This is a genomic window from Microvirga terricola (assembly GCF_011777495.1).
GTDB lineage: Bacteria > Pseudomonadota > Alphaproteobacteria > Rhizobiales > Beijerinckiaceae > Microvirga > Microvirga terricola.
The window spans coordinates 617682-634586 of record NZ_JAATJS010000002.1; the positions used below are offsets into that span (position 1 = coordinate 617682).

Sequence of the window (16905 nt, forward strand, 5' to 3'; positions counted from 1 at the left end):
GCCATGATGGCCAAGCACGTTGCCGTTCTTCATGGCGGTTGGTCGGCGGAGCGCAAAGTCAGCCTGTCCACAGGCAGCGCCTGCGCCAAGGCGCTGGAAGGGCAGGGCTACAAGGTCGCGCTGATCGACGTTCAGCGCGATATCGCCGACGTGCTGAAAGCCGTCGCGCCAGATGTCGTGTTCAACGCGCTTCACGGCCGGTTCGGCGAAGATGGCACGATCCAGGGGCTACTGGAGCTTTTGCAAATTCCCTACACCCATTCGGGCGTGCTGGCTTCCGCGCTTGCCATGCAGAAGGACAGGGCGAAGGTCGTCATGAAGGCCGCCGGCGTCCCGGTTCCGCATGGGCTGGTCGTTAACCGTTTCGAGGCGGCGAAGGAGCACGTCCTGCCCGCGCCCTATGTCATCAAGCCGGTCAGCGAGGGCTCCTCCGTGGGGGTCATCATCGTGCGCGAGGACCGCAGCCATCCGCCCCAGGAGTTGCTGCGCGGTGACTGGGCTTTCGGGGACAATGTCCTTGTCGAATCATATGTTGCGGGCCGGGAATTGACCTGCGCGGTGATGGGCGACAGGGCCCTTGGGGTCATCGATATCCGCCCGGCGACCGGCGTGTTCTACGATTACGATGCAAAGTACGCGAAGGGAGGGTCCATTCACGTCCTCCCGGCAGAAATTAAACCGAATATTTACCAAAAGGTCCAAGAGTTAGCGTTAACGGCGCATCAAGCGCTCGGCTGTCGGGGAATCAGCCGCGCTGACTTGCGGTACGACGACACCTCCGGGGGAACCGGGGAACTCGTCGTTCTTGAGGTCAACACGCAACCCGGAATGACCGAGACGAGCTTGGTGCCGGAACTGGCAGCCCATGCGGGCTATACGTTTGGCGAGCTTGTGCAATGGATGGTGGAGGACGCTACCTGCAACCGATGACGGCCTATCCGGCCGGCAGCACGGTTGCGCGCGCTTCCACCTTTGACGATTACGGGCACGGCTCCTCCCGAATCAATTTCTCCAAATCCGCTCCGCGCGGCGGCCGCCGTCGCTCGGTCACAGTGCCGTTGGCGCGGCGCCTGCCGCGCTTTCTCGGCACCGGTCTGACGCTTGCCTTCTATGGCGCGGTGACTCTCACGGGCCTGTGGCAGGGTGGTCATCTCGACGATTTCATTCGCAATAACGGCGAGCCGCACCACGCGATTGCCCGCATGATGGGCCTCGGGCTCGAGCAGGTGACGATTTCCGGCATTTCGCAGATCCGCGAGTCGGAAGTACTCGCCGCCGCCGGCTTGAATTCCCAGGTTTCCCTCGCGTTTCTTGACGTGAACGCCGTGCGCGAGCGTCTTGAACGCGTGCCGCTGATCAAGAGCGCGTCGGTCCGCAAGCTCTATCCCAACGAAGTCGTGATTACGCTCACTGAGCGCGAACCGAATGCGCTCTGGCAACTCAACGGCGAGCTTTTCGTCATCGCTGCCGACGGAACAGTGATCGACTTGATGCAGGACGGGCGCTTCGTTGATCTCCCCCTCTTGGTGGGTGAACGCGCGAACCTTCGCAGTAAGGAATATCTGGCGCTGCTCGAAGCGGCGGGGCCGCTGCGCAGCCGCATCCGCGCGGGAACGCTCGTGTCGGGTCGCCGCTGGAATCTCAAGATGGATAACGGCATGGACGTGCGCCTGCCGGAGCTGGGGGCCGTCGATGCGGTCACCCGGCTCGTGAAGCTCGAACAGGAACAGAAGATCCTGGAGAAGGATGTGCTGGCAGTCGATCTGCGCATCGCCGATCGGGTCGTCGTTCGCCTGACCGAAGAAGCAGCCTCCGCGCGAGCCGAGGCGCTCAAGAAGAAACCGATGCGCGGCAAGGGGGTCGACACATGAGTCTCTCAGGTCATGGTTTGACACCGCGCCTGAAGCCGCTGTCCGCGCGCAAAAGCGCCATTCTCTCGGTCCTCGATATCGGCACGAGCAAGGTCGTTTGCATCGTTGCGGAGCTAAAGCCCGCCGACGAGGTGGAAGCTCTGCGCAGCCGCACCCATGTGGCGCGCATTCTCGGCATCGGGCATCAGCGTTCCGTCGGCCTCAAAGGCGGCGTGATCGTCGATCTGGAAGCGGCCGAGTCCTCTATCCGGCAGGCGGTGCATGCCGCCGAGCGGATGGCGAAAGTCGAGATTCAGTCCGTCATCGTGAATCTCACCGGCGGCCGGCTCGGCTCCGAGCATTTCGATGCGCATATTCCCGTGCGCGGCGCGGTCGGCTCCGGCGATGTTCATCGCGTGCTTGATGCCGCGAGCAGCCACGACATGCGGCGGGGCAGGGCGGTTCTTCATGCGCTGCCCACGGGCTTCTCGCTCGACCGGCAGAATCATATCGTCGATCCCGCCGGCATGATCGGCGAGCAGCTCGGCGTCGATCTTCACGTCGTCACCTCGGAAGCTGCTGCGGCGCGCAATCTCATGCTCGCGGTCGAGCGCTGCCATCTCGGCATCGAGGCCGTGGTCGCCACGCCTTACGCCTCCGGCCTGTCGGCCCTGGTGGATGACGAGGCGGATATGGGCTGCGCGGTCATCGACATGGGCGGCGGCACGACGAGCGTCGGCATTTTCTCGAACGGTCACCTCGTTCACTCGGATGCCATCGCGGTTGGCGGTCACCACGTCACCATGGATATCGCGCGCGGTCTGACGACCCGCGTTTCCGCCGCGGAGCGGCTGAAGACCCTTTACGGTTCGGCGATCTCGTCGAGCGCGGATGACCGCGACATGATTGCGGTGCCGCAGGTGGATGAAGATGAGCGCGACGTTCCGAACCATCTGCCGAAATCCCACCTCGTGCGCATCATCAAGCCGCGCGTCGAGGAGGTTCTGGAACTCGCGCGTGACCGGTTGAAGAACGCCGGTTTCGCGGCGCAGGCCGGACGGCGCGTCATTCTGACGGGCGGCGCGAGCCAGCTCGTCGGCCTGCCGGAAACGGCACGGCGCATCCTTCAGGGACAGGTTCGTGTTGGGCGTCCGCTCGGCATCAAGGGCTTGCCCGAAGCGGCGAAGGGCCCCGCCTTCTCCGCAGTCGTCGGCCTCCTGGTTTATCCCCAGGTGGCTCATATCGAGTATTTCGAGCCGCGTTCCAGCGGCTTCTTCCAGGGTACGGGAACCGACGGCTACATCTCGCGTGTGGGCCGTTGGATTCGCGACAGTTTTTAAATGCGTAAGGCGGGGGCGCGGCGGCCTCCGTCATGAGTAAAAAGTCAACCAAAGTGAAGCGTCGGCCAAACGCTGTCGATACAAAGGCCAAAGAGGCAACAGGTCATGGCAATCAATCTGCAAGCTCCGGACATCCGCGAACTTAAGCCGCACATCACCGTCTTCGGCGTCGGTGGCGCCGGTGGCAACGCCGTGAACAACATGATCGAGTCTGGTCTCGAGGGCGTTGAGTTTGTGGTGTCCAATACCGACGCGCAGGCCCTGGCCTCTTCCAAGGCCCAGCGTATCATTCAGATGGGTCTCCAGGTGACGGAAGGTCTCGGCGCCGGCTCGCAGCCGGAAGTCGGCCGCGCTGCTGCTGAAGAAGTCATCGACGAAATCCGTGATCAGCTCTCCGGCTCGCACATGGTGTTCATCACCGCCGGCATGGGCGGCGGCACCGGCACCGGTGCTGCTCCGGTCGTCGCTCGCGCGGCCCGCGAACTCGGCATTCTCACCGTCGGCGTTGTGACGAAGCCCTTCCAGTTCGAAGGTGCGCGTCGCATGCGTCTTGCCGATGCCGGCATCACCGAGCTGCAGCAGTCGGTCGACACGCTCATCGTCATCCCGAACCAGAACCTCTTCCGTGTCGCCACGGAAAAGACGACCTTTGCGGACGCCTTCGCGATGGCCGACCAAGTGCTCTATTCGGGCGTCGCCTGCATCACCGACCTGATGGTGAAAGAAGGCCTCATCAACCTCGACTTCGCGGACGTTCGTTCCGTCATGCGCGGCATGGGCAAGGCGATGATGGGCACCGGCGAAGCCTCCGGCGAGAAGCGCGCGAGCCGCGCGGCCGAAGCCGCCATCGCCAACCCGCTCCTCGACGACGTATCGATGAAGGGCGCGCGCGGTCTGTTGATCTCGATCACCGGCGGCAACGACCTCACCCTCTATGAACTCGACGAAGCCGCCACCCGCATCCGCGAGGAAGTGGACCAGGATGCCAACATCATCCTCGGCGCGACCTTCGACGAGAATCTGGAAGGCATCATCCGCGTCTCGGTCGTCGCCACCGGCATCGACCACGCACTCGTGAGCAATACCGGCGAGCTGAACTCAACCGAGCAGCGCATTTCGGAAGTGGCCGAACGCCTGCGCGCCGAAGCCCGCGCTCGCGTGGCCCAGACGCAAGCCGTCCCCACCTTTCGCTCCGCCGCCCAGCCGTTTCCGGTGAAGGCGGCTGAAATTGAAACCGCTCCGGCCCCGGCCCCGGCCCCGGCCCCTGCCGCTCCGGCCTTCGTCTCCCTGGCGACCCCGGTCATCGAGCAGCCCCGCATGGAGCCCGCGCCGCAGCCGGTCATCCGCGACGACGTGGTGCTGACCCCCGCTCAGCCGAAGCCGGCCATGACCTTCGAAGCGCCGGTCGCGCCAGAACCGGTCTATGAAGAGCCGGTCGAGCAGACCTCGTTCATCCCGCCGCAGGCGGAGCGGGCCATCCGCCCCGCCCGGATGCCGCGAATCGATGAGCTGCCGATCCCGGCGCAGAATCAGATCCGCGCCAGCCGCGGCGAGGGCGAGCTGCCCCACGAGCAGAAGCGCGTCTCGCTGCTGCAGCGCCTCGCCGGCTTCGGCCGGAAGGAAGAGGCACACCACGCTCCCGTGGAGCCTGTAATGCAGCGTCCTGCTCCGGAAGCTCCGCGTCAGCCGATGTCGTCGGTTCATGCGGAGTACGCCAAGCGGCCGGCCGCCCCGCAGGGTCACCGCCCGCAGGTCGAATCGCAGGGCCGGATGGCTCCCGCGCAGCGCAACATGGAAGACGACCAGCTGGAGATTCCCGCTTTCCTCCGCCGTCAGGCGAACTGATCGGGCCCACGCTTGTAACAGGAACGCCCCCGGCCGGACGACGGCTGGGGGGGTTCATTTTTTAATGCAATTAAATCAATAGTTTACCAAATGTTCAGTTTGTAACAGACGGTAACCAAGCGTGATTTGGCCTAGCCTGATGCGGGGACTATGTTCCACCCCAGTCAAAGAGGGCGCGTTCATCATGAGCCGCGCATCAGGAAGAGTAACAACGGACGCCATTTTCCCCGGGCGGGTTGATCCCCACGCGAGGCTGAAACGTTCGAGGCCAAAGATAATGAAGCAAAGCCAACAAACCACGCTTCGAGCCGCCGCCACCCTCGTGGGAGCGGGTGTCCATTCCGGCGATGAGGTGAAGATGACTCTTCACCCGGCTGAAGCGAATCATGGCATTGCCTTCCTCCGCACCAATCTTCCCGGCGGTCTCGACCGGCTGATCGATGCCCGGCATCTCGCCGTGACCGCCACCGAACTCTGCACCGTCATCGGCGACCGCGAGAGCGGCGCGGTGGCGACGATCGAGCATCTGATGGCCGCTCTGTCCGGCCTTGGCGTCGACAACGTGCTGGTCGAAATCGACGGCCCCGAAGTTCCGATCCTCGACGGCAGCTCCGCGCCGTTCATCGATGCCATCGATCAGGTCGGCCTGACGGTTCAGAATGCGACCCGCCGCTATATCAAGGTTCTCAAGCCCGTCCGTGTGACCCAAGGCAAGGCCTTCGCCGAACTGGCCCCGAACGACCGGGCGTTCCACCTCGACGTGGAAATCGACTTCCAGACCCCGGTCATCGGCCGCCAGCGCAAGGCCATCGACCTGTCGCCGTCGGTCTTTCGCCGTGAAATTTCCCGTGCCCGCACCTTCGGCTTCATGAGCGATGTCGAGAAGCTGTGGAGCGCCGGCTTCGCCCTCGGGGCGTCGCTGGAGAACACGGTCGCCATCGGCGAGGACGGGATCATGAATCCCGAGGGCCTGCGCTACGGCGACGAGTTCGTGCGTCACAAGATTCTCGATGCGGTGGGCGACCTGTCGCTGGCCGGCCTTCCGCTGTTGGGGACCTACAAGTCCTATTGCGGCGGCCATCGCCTGAACTTCTCGGTGCTCGAGGAGCTGTTCTCGAATCGTTCGAACTACGCCATCGTGGATGGCGCTGCGCGCCGCGAGCCGGGCTATGCCGAGATCGGCAACGGCATCGCTATGCCCGCCTTCGCGCCGGAAGTTCACTAAGCGCATTCCGTCATTTCCCGCGTCTTGGTGCATCGCCCCTTGATGGGCGTTCGATGGGCCCGGGACTTGCGTTCGGGCTTGTCGGATAGGGGGTTGGCTCTTTCCCCGCGCATGGGTTAAAGAGCATTTGGTGCATTCTCGCCATTTCGGGCACGTTTTTCGGAGGGCCGCGAAGTATGTCTGTCGCGAAGGTTTATAAGGGCATGAAGGACGTTGCGGTTCGCGCCCTGGTCGTCGGCGCTTGCGGGTTCGTGCTCGCGGGTTGCGATACTCTTTCGTCGATCAACCCGTTCGACAAGGGCGAGGTCTACAAGCCCGAAGTCGTGGCCGACATTCCTGCGGAGCAGATCTATAACGACGGTCTTGCCCGCCTCCAGAAGAAGGACTTTGAGAGCGCGGCCAAGAAATTCCGCGATCTCGATAAGCAATATCCCTATTCCGATTGGGCCCGGAAGGGTCTGGTCATGGAGACTTACGCCAACTACGAGGGCGGGCTCTATGAAGAGGCGATCGCTTCGGGCAAGCGCTATCTGCAGTCCCATGGCAACTCGCCCGAGGCGGCCTACGTCCAGTACCTCATGGCGTCGTCCTATTACGACCAAATTCCGGACATCACCCGCGACCAGGAGAAGTCCGAGCGCGCGATTCTCGTGCTGCAGGAGCTGATCCAGCGCTATCCGAATTCCGAATACACCGCCGACGCAAAGAAGAAGATTCAGGTCGCGAGCGACCAGCTCGCCGCCAAGGAGCTGGAAGTCGGCCGCTTCTATCTCCAGAAGCGCAATTACTCCGGCGCCATCAACCGCTTCCGCATGGTGGTTTCGCGCTATCAGACGACCCGCCACGTGGAAGAGGCGCTTGAGCGTCTCGCCGAGGCCTATATGGCCATGGGCATCGTCAACGAGGCGCAGACTGCGGCCGCCGTTCTCGGCCACAACTTCCCGGACAGCTCCTGGTACAAGGATGCCTATGCGCTGCTGACCAAGGGCGGCGTCGAGCCGCGTGAGGATTCCGAGTCCTGGATCAGCAAGGCGTTCCGTGGCGTTCCGCAGGTCGGCCAGAAGGCGGGTTAAACCTCTCCTCCCATGCTGATCCAGCTTGCGATTCGCGACATCGTCCTCATCGACAAGCTCGAACTTCATTTCGAGGAGGGCTTGAGCGTCCTCACGGGTGAAACCGGCGCGGGCAAGTCCATTCTGCTCGATGCTTTTGCCCTGGCCCTCGGCGGACGGGGCGACGGCAGCCTTGTTCGGCATGGCGAGGCGCAGGGGCAGGTCACGGCCGTCTTCGATTGTTCTCTCGACCATCCGGCCCGTCGTGTCGCGGCGGATGCCGATATCGATGTGGAGGGCGATCTCATCCTGCGCCGGGTTCAGGTGGCGGATGGGCGCACGCGCGCCTTCGTCAACGATCAGCCGGTCAGCGTGCAGGTACTCAAGGCCATTGGCGCGGCTTTGGTCGAAATTCACGGCCAGCACGATGATCGCGCCTTAGTCGATCCCGTCACCCATCGCGCGATCCTCGACGCCTTCGGTGGCCTGGCGAGCGAGGTTCAGGCGGTCGGCGAGGCGGCGCGCAGGGTGCGTGAGGCGCGTCAGGCCCTTCAGGACCACAAGAGCCGCGTTGAAAAAGCCCGCAAGGAGGCCGACTTCCTCCGCCACGCCGTGGAAGAGCTGACCAAGCTCGCCCCGAAGGCCGGCGAGGAGGAGGCTCTCGCCGGGCGCCGCGTCGTCATGATGCAATCGGAGAAGGTCGCGCAGGACCTGAACGAGGCGTTCGAGACACTTGCGGGCAGCGCATCCCCCATCCCCGAATTGTCGGCGGCGCTTCGCAAGCTCGAACGGCGCGCGACGCAGGCCCCCAACCTCGTCGATCCGAGCGTCAAGGCGCTGGACGCGGCCCTCGTCGCCCTCGATGAGGCGCGCGGCACGCTGGAAGAAGCCATCCGCGCCACGGAATTCGACCCGCGCGAGTTGGAACAGGCGGAGGAGCGTCTCTTTGCCCTGCGCGCCGCCGCCCGCAAATATGACGTGCCCGTCGATGAATTGGCCGCTTTGAGGCAGCGTTTCATCGAGGATGTCGCGGCCATCGACGCGGGAGAGGAAAAGCTCGGTGGGCTGGAAAGCGCCCTAAAAGAGGCGGACAAGGCTTATCTTGCCGCCGCCAAAATCCTGTCCGCCGGTCGCCGCAAGGCGGCCCAGGCGCTCGATGCGGCGGTTCAGGCGGAGCTGCCGCCGCTCAAATTGGAGCGGGCGCGCTTCATCACCGAAATCGCGACCGACGAGGACAGCCGCGACCCCAACGGGTTCGAGCGTGTGGAATTCTGGGCGCAGACCAATCCCGGCACCCGGCCCGGTCCCTTGATGAAGGTGGCATCCGGCGGCGAATTGTCCCGCTTCATGCTGGCGCTGAAGGTCGTGCTGGCCGACAAGGGCTCCGCCCCGACCCTCGTTTTCGACGAGATCGACACCGGCGTCGGCGGCGCGGTGGCGGACGCCATCGGCCAGCGCCTCTCGCGCCTCTCGCAGCGGGTGCAGGTCATGGCCGTGACCCACGCGCCGCAGGTGGCGGCCCGGGCCGAGAGCCATTTCCTGATCGCCAAGGAGGGCGTGAAGGGCTCCGACCGGGTGGCGACCCGCGTGCTGCCGCTCGAAGACACGCCCCGCAAGGAAGAAATCGCCCGCATGCTCGCCGGCGCGACGATCACCGAGGAAGCCCGTGCGGCGGCCGCGCGGCTGTTGGAAGCGGCGCTTTCTTAAGCGGACATATCGTCGTCATTCTGCGGTGGTGGTTAGGCGGGCATCTGGCGACTCCCGCGCCGCGCGCTATGGTTCACCAAAGCTCATTCTCGATTCGACCATGGCCGCATTCAGACACTCGCCCGATACCCCCGTTGATCAACTGACGCTTCGCCAGGCGCGCGCCGAGCATGACGCGCTCGGGCAGGATATCGCGGAGCACGACAAGCGGTATTACGAGGAAGACGCGCCCACCGTCTCGGACGCGGACTACGATGCGCTGCGCCTGCGCTATGAGGCGCTGGAGGCACAGTTCCCTGAGCTGACCTCGGAAGAGAGCCTGACCCAAAAGGTCGGTGCGAAGCCCTCCGAAAAATTCGCCAAGATCCGACACAGCGTGCCGATGCTCTCGCTCGCGAACGCCTTTGCGGATGAAGACGTGCGGGATTTTGTGGAGCGCATCCGGCGCTTCCTGCATCTCGGCGCGGACACGCCGCTTGCCTTCACGTCGGAGCCGAAGATCGATGGCCTCTCGCTGAGCCTGCGCTATGTGGATGGCAAGCTCGTGAGCGCCGCGACGCGCGGCGACGGAGAGGAGGGTGAGGACGTCACCGCGAATGCCCGCACGGTGCACGACATTCCGCACGAATTGCACGGCCATGGCGTGCCGGACATCTGCGAGGTGCGCGGCGAGGTTTATCTTTCGCATGCGGATTTCGCCGCCATCAACGAGCGGCAGGTGGCGGCTGGCAAGCCAATTTTCGCGAACCCGCGTAACGCGGCGGCGGGCAGCCTGCGCCAGCTCGATCCGAGCATCACCCGCTCGCGGCCCTTAAAATTCTTCGCCTATGCGTGGGGGCAGATCAGCGCCGAACTCGCCACGACGCAGCATGGCATGATCGAGCGCTTTGAAGCATTCGGGTTCAAGACCAATCCGTTGACGCGCCGCTACACGTCGGTCGAAGGTTTGCTCGAGCACTACCACGAGATAGAAACCGAGCGCGCCAATCTCGGCTACGACATCGACGGCGTCGTCTATAAGGTCGATGACCTGAGCTATCAGCGCCGCCTTGGCTTCGTCTCACGCTCGCCGCGCTGGGCGCTGGCGCACAAATTCCCGGCGCAAAAGGCCGTGACGGTGCTCGAAGACATCGAGATCAATGTCGGCCGCACCGGCTCGCTCAACCCCATCGCGAAGCTCAAGCCCGTCACGGTCGGCGGTGTCGTGGTGTCCAATGCGACACTGCACAACGAGGATTACATCCGCGGCATCGGCGGCAATGGCGAGCCCATCCGCAACGGAGTCGATATTCGCATCGGCGATACGGTCGTGGTGCTGCGCGCGGGCGATGTCATTCCGAAAGTGCTCGACGTGGTGCTCGACAAGCGCCAGCCGGATTCGAAGCCCTATGTCTTCCCCACCATTTGTCCGGCCTGCGGCAGTCATGCGGTGCGCGAACTCAATCCCCGAACGGGTCGCGAAGATTCCGTGCGCCGTTGCACGGGAGGCCTCATCTGCCCCGCGCAGGCGCGTGAACGCTTGAAGCATTTCGTCTCGCGCAACGCCTTCGATATCGAGGGCCTCGGCTGGCAGCGCATTGAAGAGCTTTATGACGACGACCTCATCAAGAGCCCGCAGGATATTTTCACGCTTCAAGCGCGCAATGCGCAAAAGCTGACGCGACTCGAGAACAAGGAAGGGTGGGGCACCACAAGCGTCGGCAATCTTTTTGTCGCCATCGAGGAGCGCCGGACGATTCCGCTGAACCGCTTCATCTTCTCGCTCGGCATTCCGCATGTGGGTGAAACGTCGGCCAAATTGCTCGCGCGCCATTTCGGCACCTTCGAGGCTCTTCGCGAAGCAGCGAAGCAGGCGGCGGATCCGGCGTCGGAGGCTCACGCCGATCTCACCTCCATCGGTGGCATTGGCCCGGTGGTGGCGGAGACCATCGTCGAGTTTTTCCGCGAGAAGCACAACGAAGAGATGCTCGATGCGCTTCTTGAGCAAGTGACCGCCGTTCCCATCGAAGCGGCGGCATCCGATTCCCCCGTTGCGGGCAAGACCGTGGTCTTCACCGGCTCGCTTGAACAGATGACCCGCGAGGAAGCCAAGGCCATGGCCGAGCGCCTGGGGGCCAAGGTCGCGGGCTCCGTCTCCAAGAAGACCGATATCGTCGTGGCAGGCCCGGGGGCCGGCTCGAAGCTCGACAAGGCGCGAGAATTCGGTGTCCAGGTCATGGATGAGGATGGGTGGTTCGCGCTCGTCGGGCGAAACTAGAACATTTCCTAACGAAGTGGACACCGGTTCGGCGAAGAAAATGCCGAAAAAACAATAAGATAGATCATCCGATCTGATCCTGTCAGGTCGGAAAGTGCGCGACAGCAATCCTGTCCAAGACGCGCCGCCATCGATGTGGCATGGTGGCGGCGATGACAGTGATGACTCCGGAAGTGTCTCTCGATCCGGAACTGGCGGCGGGCGACGAAACCTTTTTCTGGCGAGTGCCGCGCCACCACGGCCTCGGATGCTTGCGCGCGACCTTTCGCCGGCACAGCTACGCCCGTCACACCCACGACACTTATGCGATAGCGGCGGTTCTTTCAGGCTGCGAAACCTTTTTCCATCGCGGCGAGCAGCGTTATGTGTGGGCCGGTTCCATTGCCATCGTCTGCCCGGATGAGATTCATGACGGCGAGCCCTATGGCGGCGGCTTCGAATATCGGACCTTCTACCCCTCGCAGGAGCTGATGCAGGAGATCGCCGAGGACATCGTGGGGCGACCGCTCTCCCGCCCTCCCTGGTTCCGGCAATCGGTCATCGTCGACCCCGAGCTTGCGCGCGCCCATGCCGACCTTCACGCCTGCCTGTGCCATGACAATGTCTGGACCTGCGAGATGGAGCAGGACACGCGCCTTGTCGCGTTTCTCGCGGGCCTGATCGTCCGCTGGGCCGATCTCGACGGGGTGCCGCCGGTCCGTTGCGAAAGCAAGGGCATTGTGCGCGTCCGCGACTACCTTGAAGCCAATCTGGCCCGAGACGTGGAGTTGGCGGAGCTCGCCAAGCTCGCAGGGCTCTCGCGCAGCCATTTCATCCGCGCCTTCCAGCGCGAGACGGGCCTGACCCCGCATGCCTATTTGCTGGACAGGCGCTTCCGCGCCGCCACCCGGTTGTTGGGGCGAGGTAATGCGCCGGGCGATGTGGCGGCGGCCTGCGGCTTCTTCGACCAGAGCCATCTCAACCGGGTGTTCAAGGCACGCATGGGCGTGACACCGGGGACTTTTCGCGCGGCGTGACACGGCACTTTTATCCAAGACGACTCGCCCTTCCTCGCCCATAAGGCGAGAAAAGCGAGTATCTCATGGATCAAGCCAATCCGTTGTCGTCAACCTTCGGACGCGAAGCGCGGGCCGGCCTGCGCGACATCGCGCCTGCCGCCATTGCGGCCATTCCCATCGGCCTTCTCTTCGGCGCCGTTGCCATCGCCAAGGGGCTGACGCCGACTGAAGTTGCCTTCATGTCGGCGACCGTTTTCGCGGGCGGCGCGCAATTCGCCGCCATCGAGGCTTGGGTTCATCCGGCCCCCATCGCGGCCCTGGCCTTTGCGACTTTTCTCATCAATGCACGCCATGTGCTGATGGGCGCGTCCATCGGCCCTAAGATCAAGCTGACCAGGCCGCAAAAGTTCGTCGCCCTGTTTTTCATGACCGACGAGACCTGGGCGCTGTCGGAGCGGCGCGCGCTCGATCGGCCTGTGACGGCTGCCTATTGGGTGGCGATTTCGGCGGCGCTCTACATCAACTGGCTCGCTTCGACGACCGTCGGTGCGGTGCTCGGCTCGTTTCTCGGTGATCCGGCCCGGCTCGGTGCGGATTTCGCCTTCACGGCGCTGTTCATCGGATTGGTCGCGGGCTTCGGCAAAAGCCGCGTCACGCTGGTGACGGCGGCTGTCAGCGCGGTCGTCTCGGCGCTCGTTCATCACTTCATCGGCGCGCCGTGGCACGTGGCGTCCGGCGCGCTCGCCGGAATTGCCGCCGCCTATTGCGCTGCTGATCGGGAGGTGCGCTCATGAGCATCGACATGACGACGTTCGGTGCCATCCTCGCCATGGCAATCGTCACCTACTTCACTCGCATTGCCGGGCTTTTCGTCGCCGACCGCCTGGTGCTCAGCGGGCGTGCGAAAGCGGCCTTTGACGCCATTCCGCCCGCCGTGTTGATCGCGGTCATCGCGCCGACCGCGCTGACGACGGGATGGGCTGAAGCCATCGCCGCCGCCATCACCGCCTTCGTGGCGTTCCGTCTGCCGTTGCTGGCGACGGTCGCGGTCGGTGTGGTGTCCGTCGTGCTGCTGCGCGGCGTGCTCTAACCGATGGCGCGCGTCGCGTCCTCAAGCCATGCGCGCGTTTCCGCATCGAGCTTGCCCGAGAGCTTCTCACGCACCTGTGCGTGATAGGCGTTGAGCCACGCGATCTCGTCCACTGTCATCAGCGACGGTTCGACGAGGCGCAGGTCAATGGGGGAGAAGGTCAGCGTCTCGAAACCCATCATCTCGCGGTCGCCGCCTTCGATCTTGCGCGGCTCGACGAGGATCAAGTTTTCGATGCGGATGCCGTAGGCGTCCTTTTTGTAGAAACCGGGCTCGTTGGACAGCATCATGCCGATTTCGAGGGGCGTGGTGCCGATTTTCGCGATGCGCTGCGGACCTTCATGCACCGAGAGATAGCTGCCGATGCCGTGGCCGGTGCCGTGGTCGAAATCGAGACCCGCTTCCCACAACGGCTGACGTGCGAAGGAATCGATCTGCGCGCCGGTCGTGCCTTTCGGAAAAACCGCGCGCGCAATCGCGATGTGGCCCTTCAGGACGCGCGTAAAGCGGTCCTTCATCTCCGCCGTCGGCTGGCCGACGACGATGGTGCGGGTGATGTCCGTGGTGCCGTCTTCATATTGCGCGCCGGAATCGATCAGGAAAATCTGATTTTTCTCGATGGGCCGGTTGCTGGAGCGCGTGACGCGGTAATGGGGCAGGGCGGCGTTGGGGCCCGCGCCGGAAATGCTCGGGAACGACACGTTCTTGAGAGCACCTGTCTCGACGCGGAAGGCTTCGAGAGCTTCCACGGCGTCGATCTCAGTCAGCGCGCCTTTCGGCGCTTCCTTGTCGAGCCAGGCGAGGAAGCGGGCCACCGCCACGCCGTCGCGCAGGTGCGCCGCGTGCGAACCGGCGATTTCCGCCTGGTTCTTGACCGCCTTCATCAGGGAGATCGGATCAGCGCCGACATCGATCTTGCCGCCAGCAGCTTCGAGGCGGCGGGCGACCGCGACCGAACCGGTGGCGGAATCGACGCGGATCTTGCCGCCCTTGTGGCCGAGCGCATCGAGCGCGCTCTGGAAGCCGCAGATCTCCACGAAATGCGCCAGATCGCCGACTGCCGCGCCAGCCTCATTGGTGATCTTCGTGGGGTCGAAGAAAAGGCTCGCAGGGCCTTCGGCGGGAATGATGGCGTAACCAAGCGGGAGCGGCGTGTGGCCCACATCGCCGCCGCGCAGGTTGAAGGTCCAGGCGAGATTGTGCGGATCGGACACCACGATGGCATCGAGCTTCGCCTCGACCATCTTCTTGCGGATGCGTTCGAGCTTCGAGCGGGCTTCTTCGCCAGCATATTCGATGGGGTGGGGACGGACCGGAGCCTGCGGCGGAGCAGGGCGGTCGATCCAGATCACATCCACCAGATTGAGATCGACGGGAGCAAGCTCGCCGCCAGCGCGGGCCACCGCCTGCTCAAGGCGCTTGAGTCCGTCGGAGGTCAGCAGCCACGGATCGTAAGCCAGCGTCGCGCCGGAGGGTAGGTTCGTTGCGATCCAGTCTTCCGCCGACATTTCTGCCAACTGGACCGGGGTGATGGCTGATGTGTCGACTTGCTCCGCCGCCTGCACGGTGTAGCGTCCATCCACCACGAGCGCGGCCTTGTGCTGGAGCACGATGGCTGTGCCGGCGGAGCCGGTGAAGCCCGTCAGCCACGCCAGACGCTCGGCGCTCTTCGGCACATACTCGCCCTGATGCTCGTCGGCGCGGGGAATGATGAACCCCTCGAAGCCGCGGCGGCTCAGTTCCGCCCGCAATTTCGCGATGCGCGCCGGGCCTTGAGCCGGGGAAGTGGTGTCGTCGAAGGTCTGGAACTGGGCCATTTTGGGTGAAACCGGGGTTCAGGGATGATGCGGGCGACACGCTAGGCGGGAGAAGGCACCGCTGCAACCGTCATGCCGCGCTGAAGGTTGCCCTCTCGGGAGCTCGTTGCGTCTCGGCTATGCACGGAGTGCCTGGGTTTCAGGCTTTCACGAAAGAGAACTGCAAAGAAGGCATAGGTATCATGTCCGCCGATATCTGACGGAAAAGGTCGGAGCGGCTTACCTTTAAAGCAACGATAAAACGAGGAACGCTGAAGGGTCTTCATACCAACCTGTTGGAGATAGACCCATGACCACAGCCGTTTTTGCCCCCAGCCTTGCGAGTGGTATTCAGACCTCATCCGGCGCTTCGACCGTGATCAAGCGCTTCGTCAACGCCCTCGTCGAAAGCCGCATCAGGAGCGCCGAAATCGAAATGCGCCGTCACCGGGCGCTCATTCGTGACCTCGGCGGCCGGCAAGACTTCGCGGCCCAGTTCCTCACGCAGGACGATGTCCTGCCCTACAAACTCTGAGAGGAGAAAACCATGATGATCGCTGCCCTTCTCAAAGTCATGCGCGACATCTGCATCGAAACCTTTGAGCTTCGGCAGGCGATGGCTCAGCGCTATCGCTATGTGACTGTCGAATGAGCTGGCGGGCCCGGAGAACGAAAATCCGCTTTCCGGGTCAGTCTCTCAATGAACAATCCGGCGGGGCCGCGGATGTGCGCCGCCCCGCTTCATGACCAGGGCAGCCCAGCCTTCCAGGTCGTAGCGGCGCTGCAGGTGCCATCCTTGCGCGGAGTAGGCCGAGAGCACGCCCGGCACGTCGCGAGCGAGCAATCCGGACAGGATCAACGTGCCGTCATTCGTCGCGACGCGGGCGAGCGACGGGGCGAGGATGCGCAGGGGCTTCGCCAGGATATTGGCGAAGATCAGGTCGAAATGACCGGGGCGGTCAGCGTCCGCGTGACGGACGCCGGGGCCAACGAACAGCTTCATCAGCGACCCGATACCGTTGAGCCGTGCGTTCTCGCGGGCGACGCGGATCGCTTCGGAGTCGATGTCACCGGCAACCACCGGCCGCTTGAGAAGCTTCGCCGCTGCGAAGGCCAGGATTCCCGTGCCGGTGCCGACATCGAGGATGTGGCGGGGCTTGCGCAGCTTCACTTCGTCGACGAAGGCTAGCAGGCAGCCCCTTGTGGTGCCGTGATGGCCCGTGCCGAAGGCGAGCGCGGCCTCGATTTCGATGGCGGCATCGTTCGGCCGCCGCTGGTCGCGGTCATGTGAGCCATGCACGAGCACGCGTCCAGCCCGCACGGGCGTGAGGCCCTCAAGCGAGGCTTTCACCCAATCCTGCTGCTCCAGCGGTTCAAAGACGCCCTTATCCGCCTCGGCCCCGACGACGGGCCGCACGAGGTCACGGATGGCAGCTTCGTCCGGCTGGCGAGCGAAATACGCCTCCAGCAGCCACGGCCCATCGTCCTCGATCTCGAAGGCGGCGACGGCGGTCTCGGTCGGATCGAAGATCTCGCCGATCAGTTCCGTCATGGCCCGTGCGGAATTGGCATCGGTGGTGATGCGGAAAACATGGGTCGGGCGGTTGGGGTGCAATCCTTCGAGCATTGGCATCCGCTTAGAGCATTTTCGGCAGAAGCGGGAATCCGCTCTGCGTCCGCGACAGTGAGACGATCGAGAGCCTCGTGATCGGAGAGGGCTCTAGCACTGCTCGCGCCGCAGGTCA

14 protein-coding genes are annotated in these 16905 nt (G+C 64.0%); 12 read left to right on the forward strand and 2 right to left on the reverse strand.

Annotated elements, in window-relative coordinates; genetic code table 11:
- Positions 1 to 6 precede the first annotated feature (6 nt).
- The 11 genes from HB375_RS07320 (at position 7) to HB375_RS07370 (ending at position 13364) form a co-directional block, all read left to right on the forward strand.
- Positions 7 to 930, forward strand: a complete 924-nt coding sequence (locus tag HB375_RS07320) for a D-alanine--D-alanine ligase (RefSeq protein WP_167672307.1) — start codon at positions 7 to 9, stop codon at positions 928 to 930.
- Positions 897 to 1871 carry a cell division protein FtsQ/DivIB gene (locus HB375_RS07325; protein WP_167672308.1) on the forward strand — a complete coding sequence of 325 codons (975 nt, stop codon included), beginning with the start codon at positions 897 to 899 and terminating at the stop codon, positions 1869 to 1871. The genes HB375_RS07320 and HB375_RS07325 overlap by 34 nt, the downstream gene beginning before the upstream one ends.
- Positions 1868 to 3190, forward strand: coding sequence for a cell division protein FtsA (gene ftsA / locus HB375_RS07330; RefSeq protein WP_167672309.1), 1323 nt, complete (start codon positions 1868 to 1870; stop codon positions 3188 to 3190). Before HB375_RS07325 ends, ftsA begins: the two co-directional genes overlap by 4 nt.
- Before the next feature lie 105 nt (positions 3191 to 3295).
- Positions 3296 to 5035, forward strand: a complete 1740-nt coding sequence (gene ftsZ / locus HB375_RS07335) for a cell division protein FtsZ (protein ID WP_167672310.1) — start codon at positions 3296 to 3298, stop codon at positions 5033 to 5035.
- 277 nt (positions 5036 to 5312) lie between these two features.
- Entirely contained in the window at positions 5313 to 6260 is a 948-nt protein-coding gene (lpxC, locus tag HB375_RS07340; RefSeq protein WP_167672311.1) for a UDP-3-O-acyl-N-acetylglucosamine deacetylase, read from the forward strand.
- Between the two features lie 176 nt (positions 6261 to 6436).
- Positions 6437 to 7333, forward strand: coding sequence for an outer membrane protein assembly factor BamD (locus tag HB375_RS07345; RefSeq protein WP_167672312.1), 897 nt, complete (start codon positions 6437 to 6439; stop codon positions 7331 to 7333).
- Positions 7334 to 7345: 12 nt separating this feature from the next.
- On the forward strand, positions 7346 to 9019 hold the full coding sequence (recN, locus tag HB375_RS07350; RefSeq protein ID WP_167672313.1) for a DNA repair protein RecN: 1674 nt from the start codon (positions 7346 to 7348) through the stop codon (positions 9017 to 9019).
- 100 nt (positions 9020 to 9119) lie between these two features.
- On the forward strand, positions 9120 to 11276 hold the full coding sequence (ligA, locus tag HB375_RS07355) for an NAD-dependent DNA ligase LigA (RefSeq protein ID WP_167672314.1): 2157 nt from the start codon (positions 9120 to 9122) through the stop codon (positions 11274 to 11276).
- A 152-nt stretch (positions 11277 to 11428) separates the two neighbouring features.
- Positions 11429 to 12292, forward strand: a complete 864-nt coding sequence (locus tag HB375_RS07360) for an AraC family transcriptional regulator (protein ID WP_167672315.1) — start codon at positions 11429 to 11431, stop codon at positions 12290 to 12292.
- A gap of 65 nt (positions 12293 to 12357) precedes the next feature.
- Entirely contained in the window at positions 12358 to 13068 is a 711-nt protein-coding gene (locus HB375_RS07365; RefSeq protein WP_167672316.1) for an AzlC family ABC transporter permease, read from the forward strand.
- Positions 13065 to 13364: an AzlD family protein gene (locus tag HB375_RS07370; RefSeq protein ID WP_167672317.1), complete on the forward strand. Its 300-nt coding sequence runs from the start codon at positions 13065 to 13067 to the stop codon at positions 13362 to 13364. Before HB375_RS07365 ends, HB375_RS07370 begins: the two co-directional genes overlap by 4 nt.
- Here HB375_RS07370 and HB375_RS07375 read toward each other — a convergent pair.
- Entirely contained in the window at positions 13361 to 15181 is a 1821-nt protein-coding gene (locus tag HB375_RS07375) for an aminopeptidase P family protein (protein ID WP_167672318.1), read from the reverse strand. The two genes, HB375_RS07370 and HB375_RS07375, sit on opposite strands and share 4 nt — an antisense overlap.
- A gap of 289 nt (positions 15182 to 15470) precedes the next feature.
- Between HB375_RS07375 and HB375_RS07380 the strand changes: the two genes are divergently transcribed.
- Positions 15471 to 15695 carry a hypothetical protein gene (locus HB375_RS07380; protein WP_167672319.1) on the forward strand — a complete coding sequence of 75 codons (225 nt, stop codon included), beginning with the start codon at positions 15471 to 15473 and terminating at the stop codon, positions 15693 to 15695.
- 162 nt (positions 15696 to 15857) lie between these two features.
- Here HB375_RS07380 and HB375_RS07385 read toward each other — a convergent pair whose 3' ends face one another.
- Complete coding sequence (locus HB375_RS07385; protein WP_167672320.1) at positions 15858 to 16787, reverse strand: 50S ribosomal protein L11 methyltransferase; 930 nt, start codon at positions 16785 to 16787, stop codon at positions 15858 to 15860.
- Between the last annotated feature and the right edge of the window lie 118 nt (positions 16788 to 16905).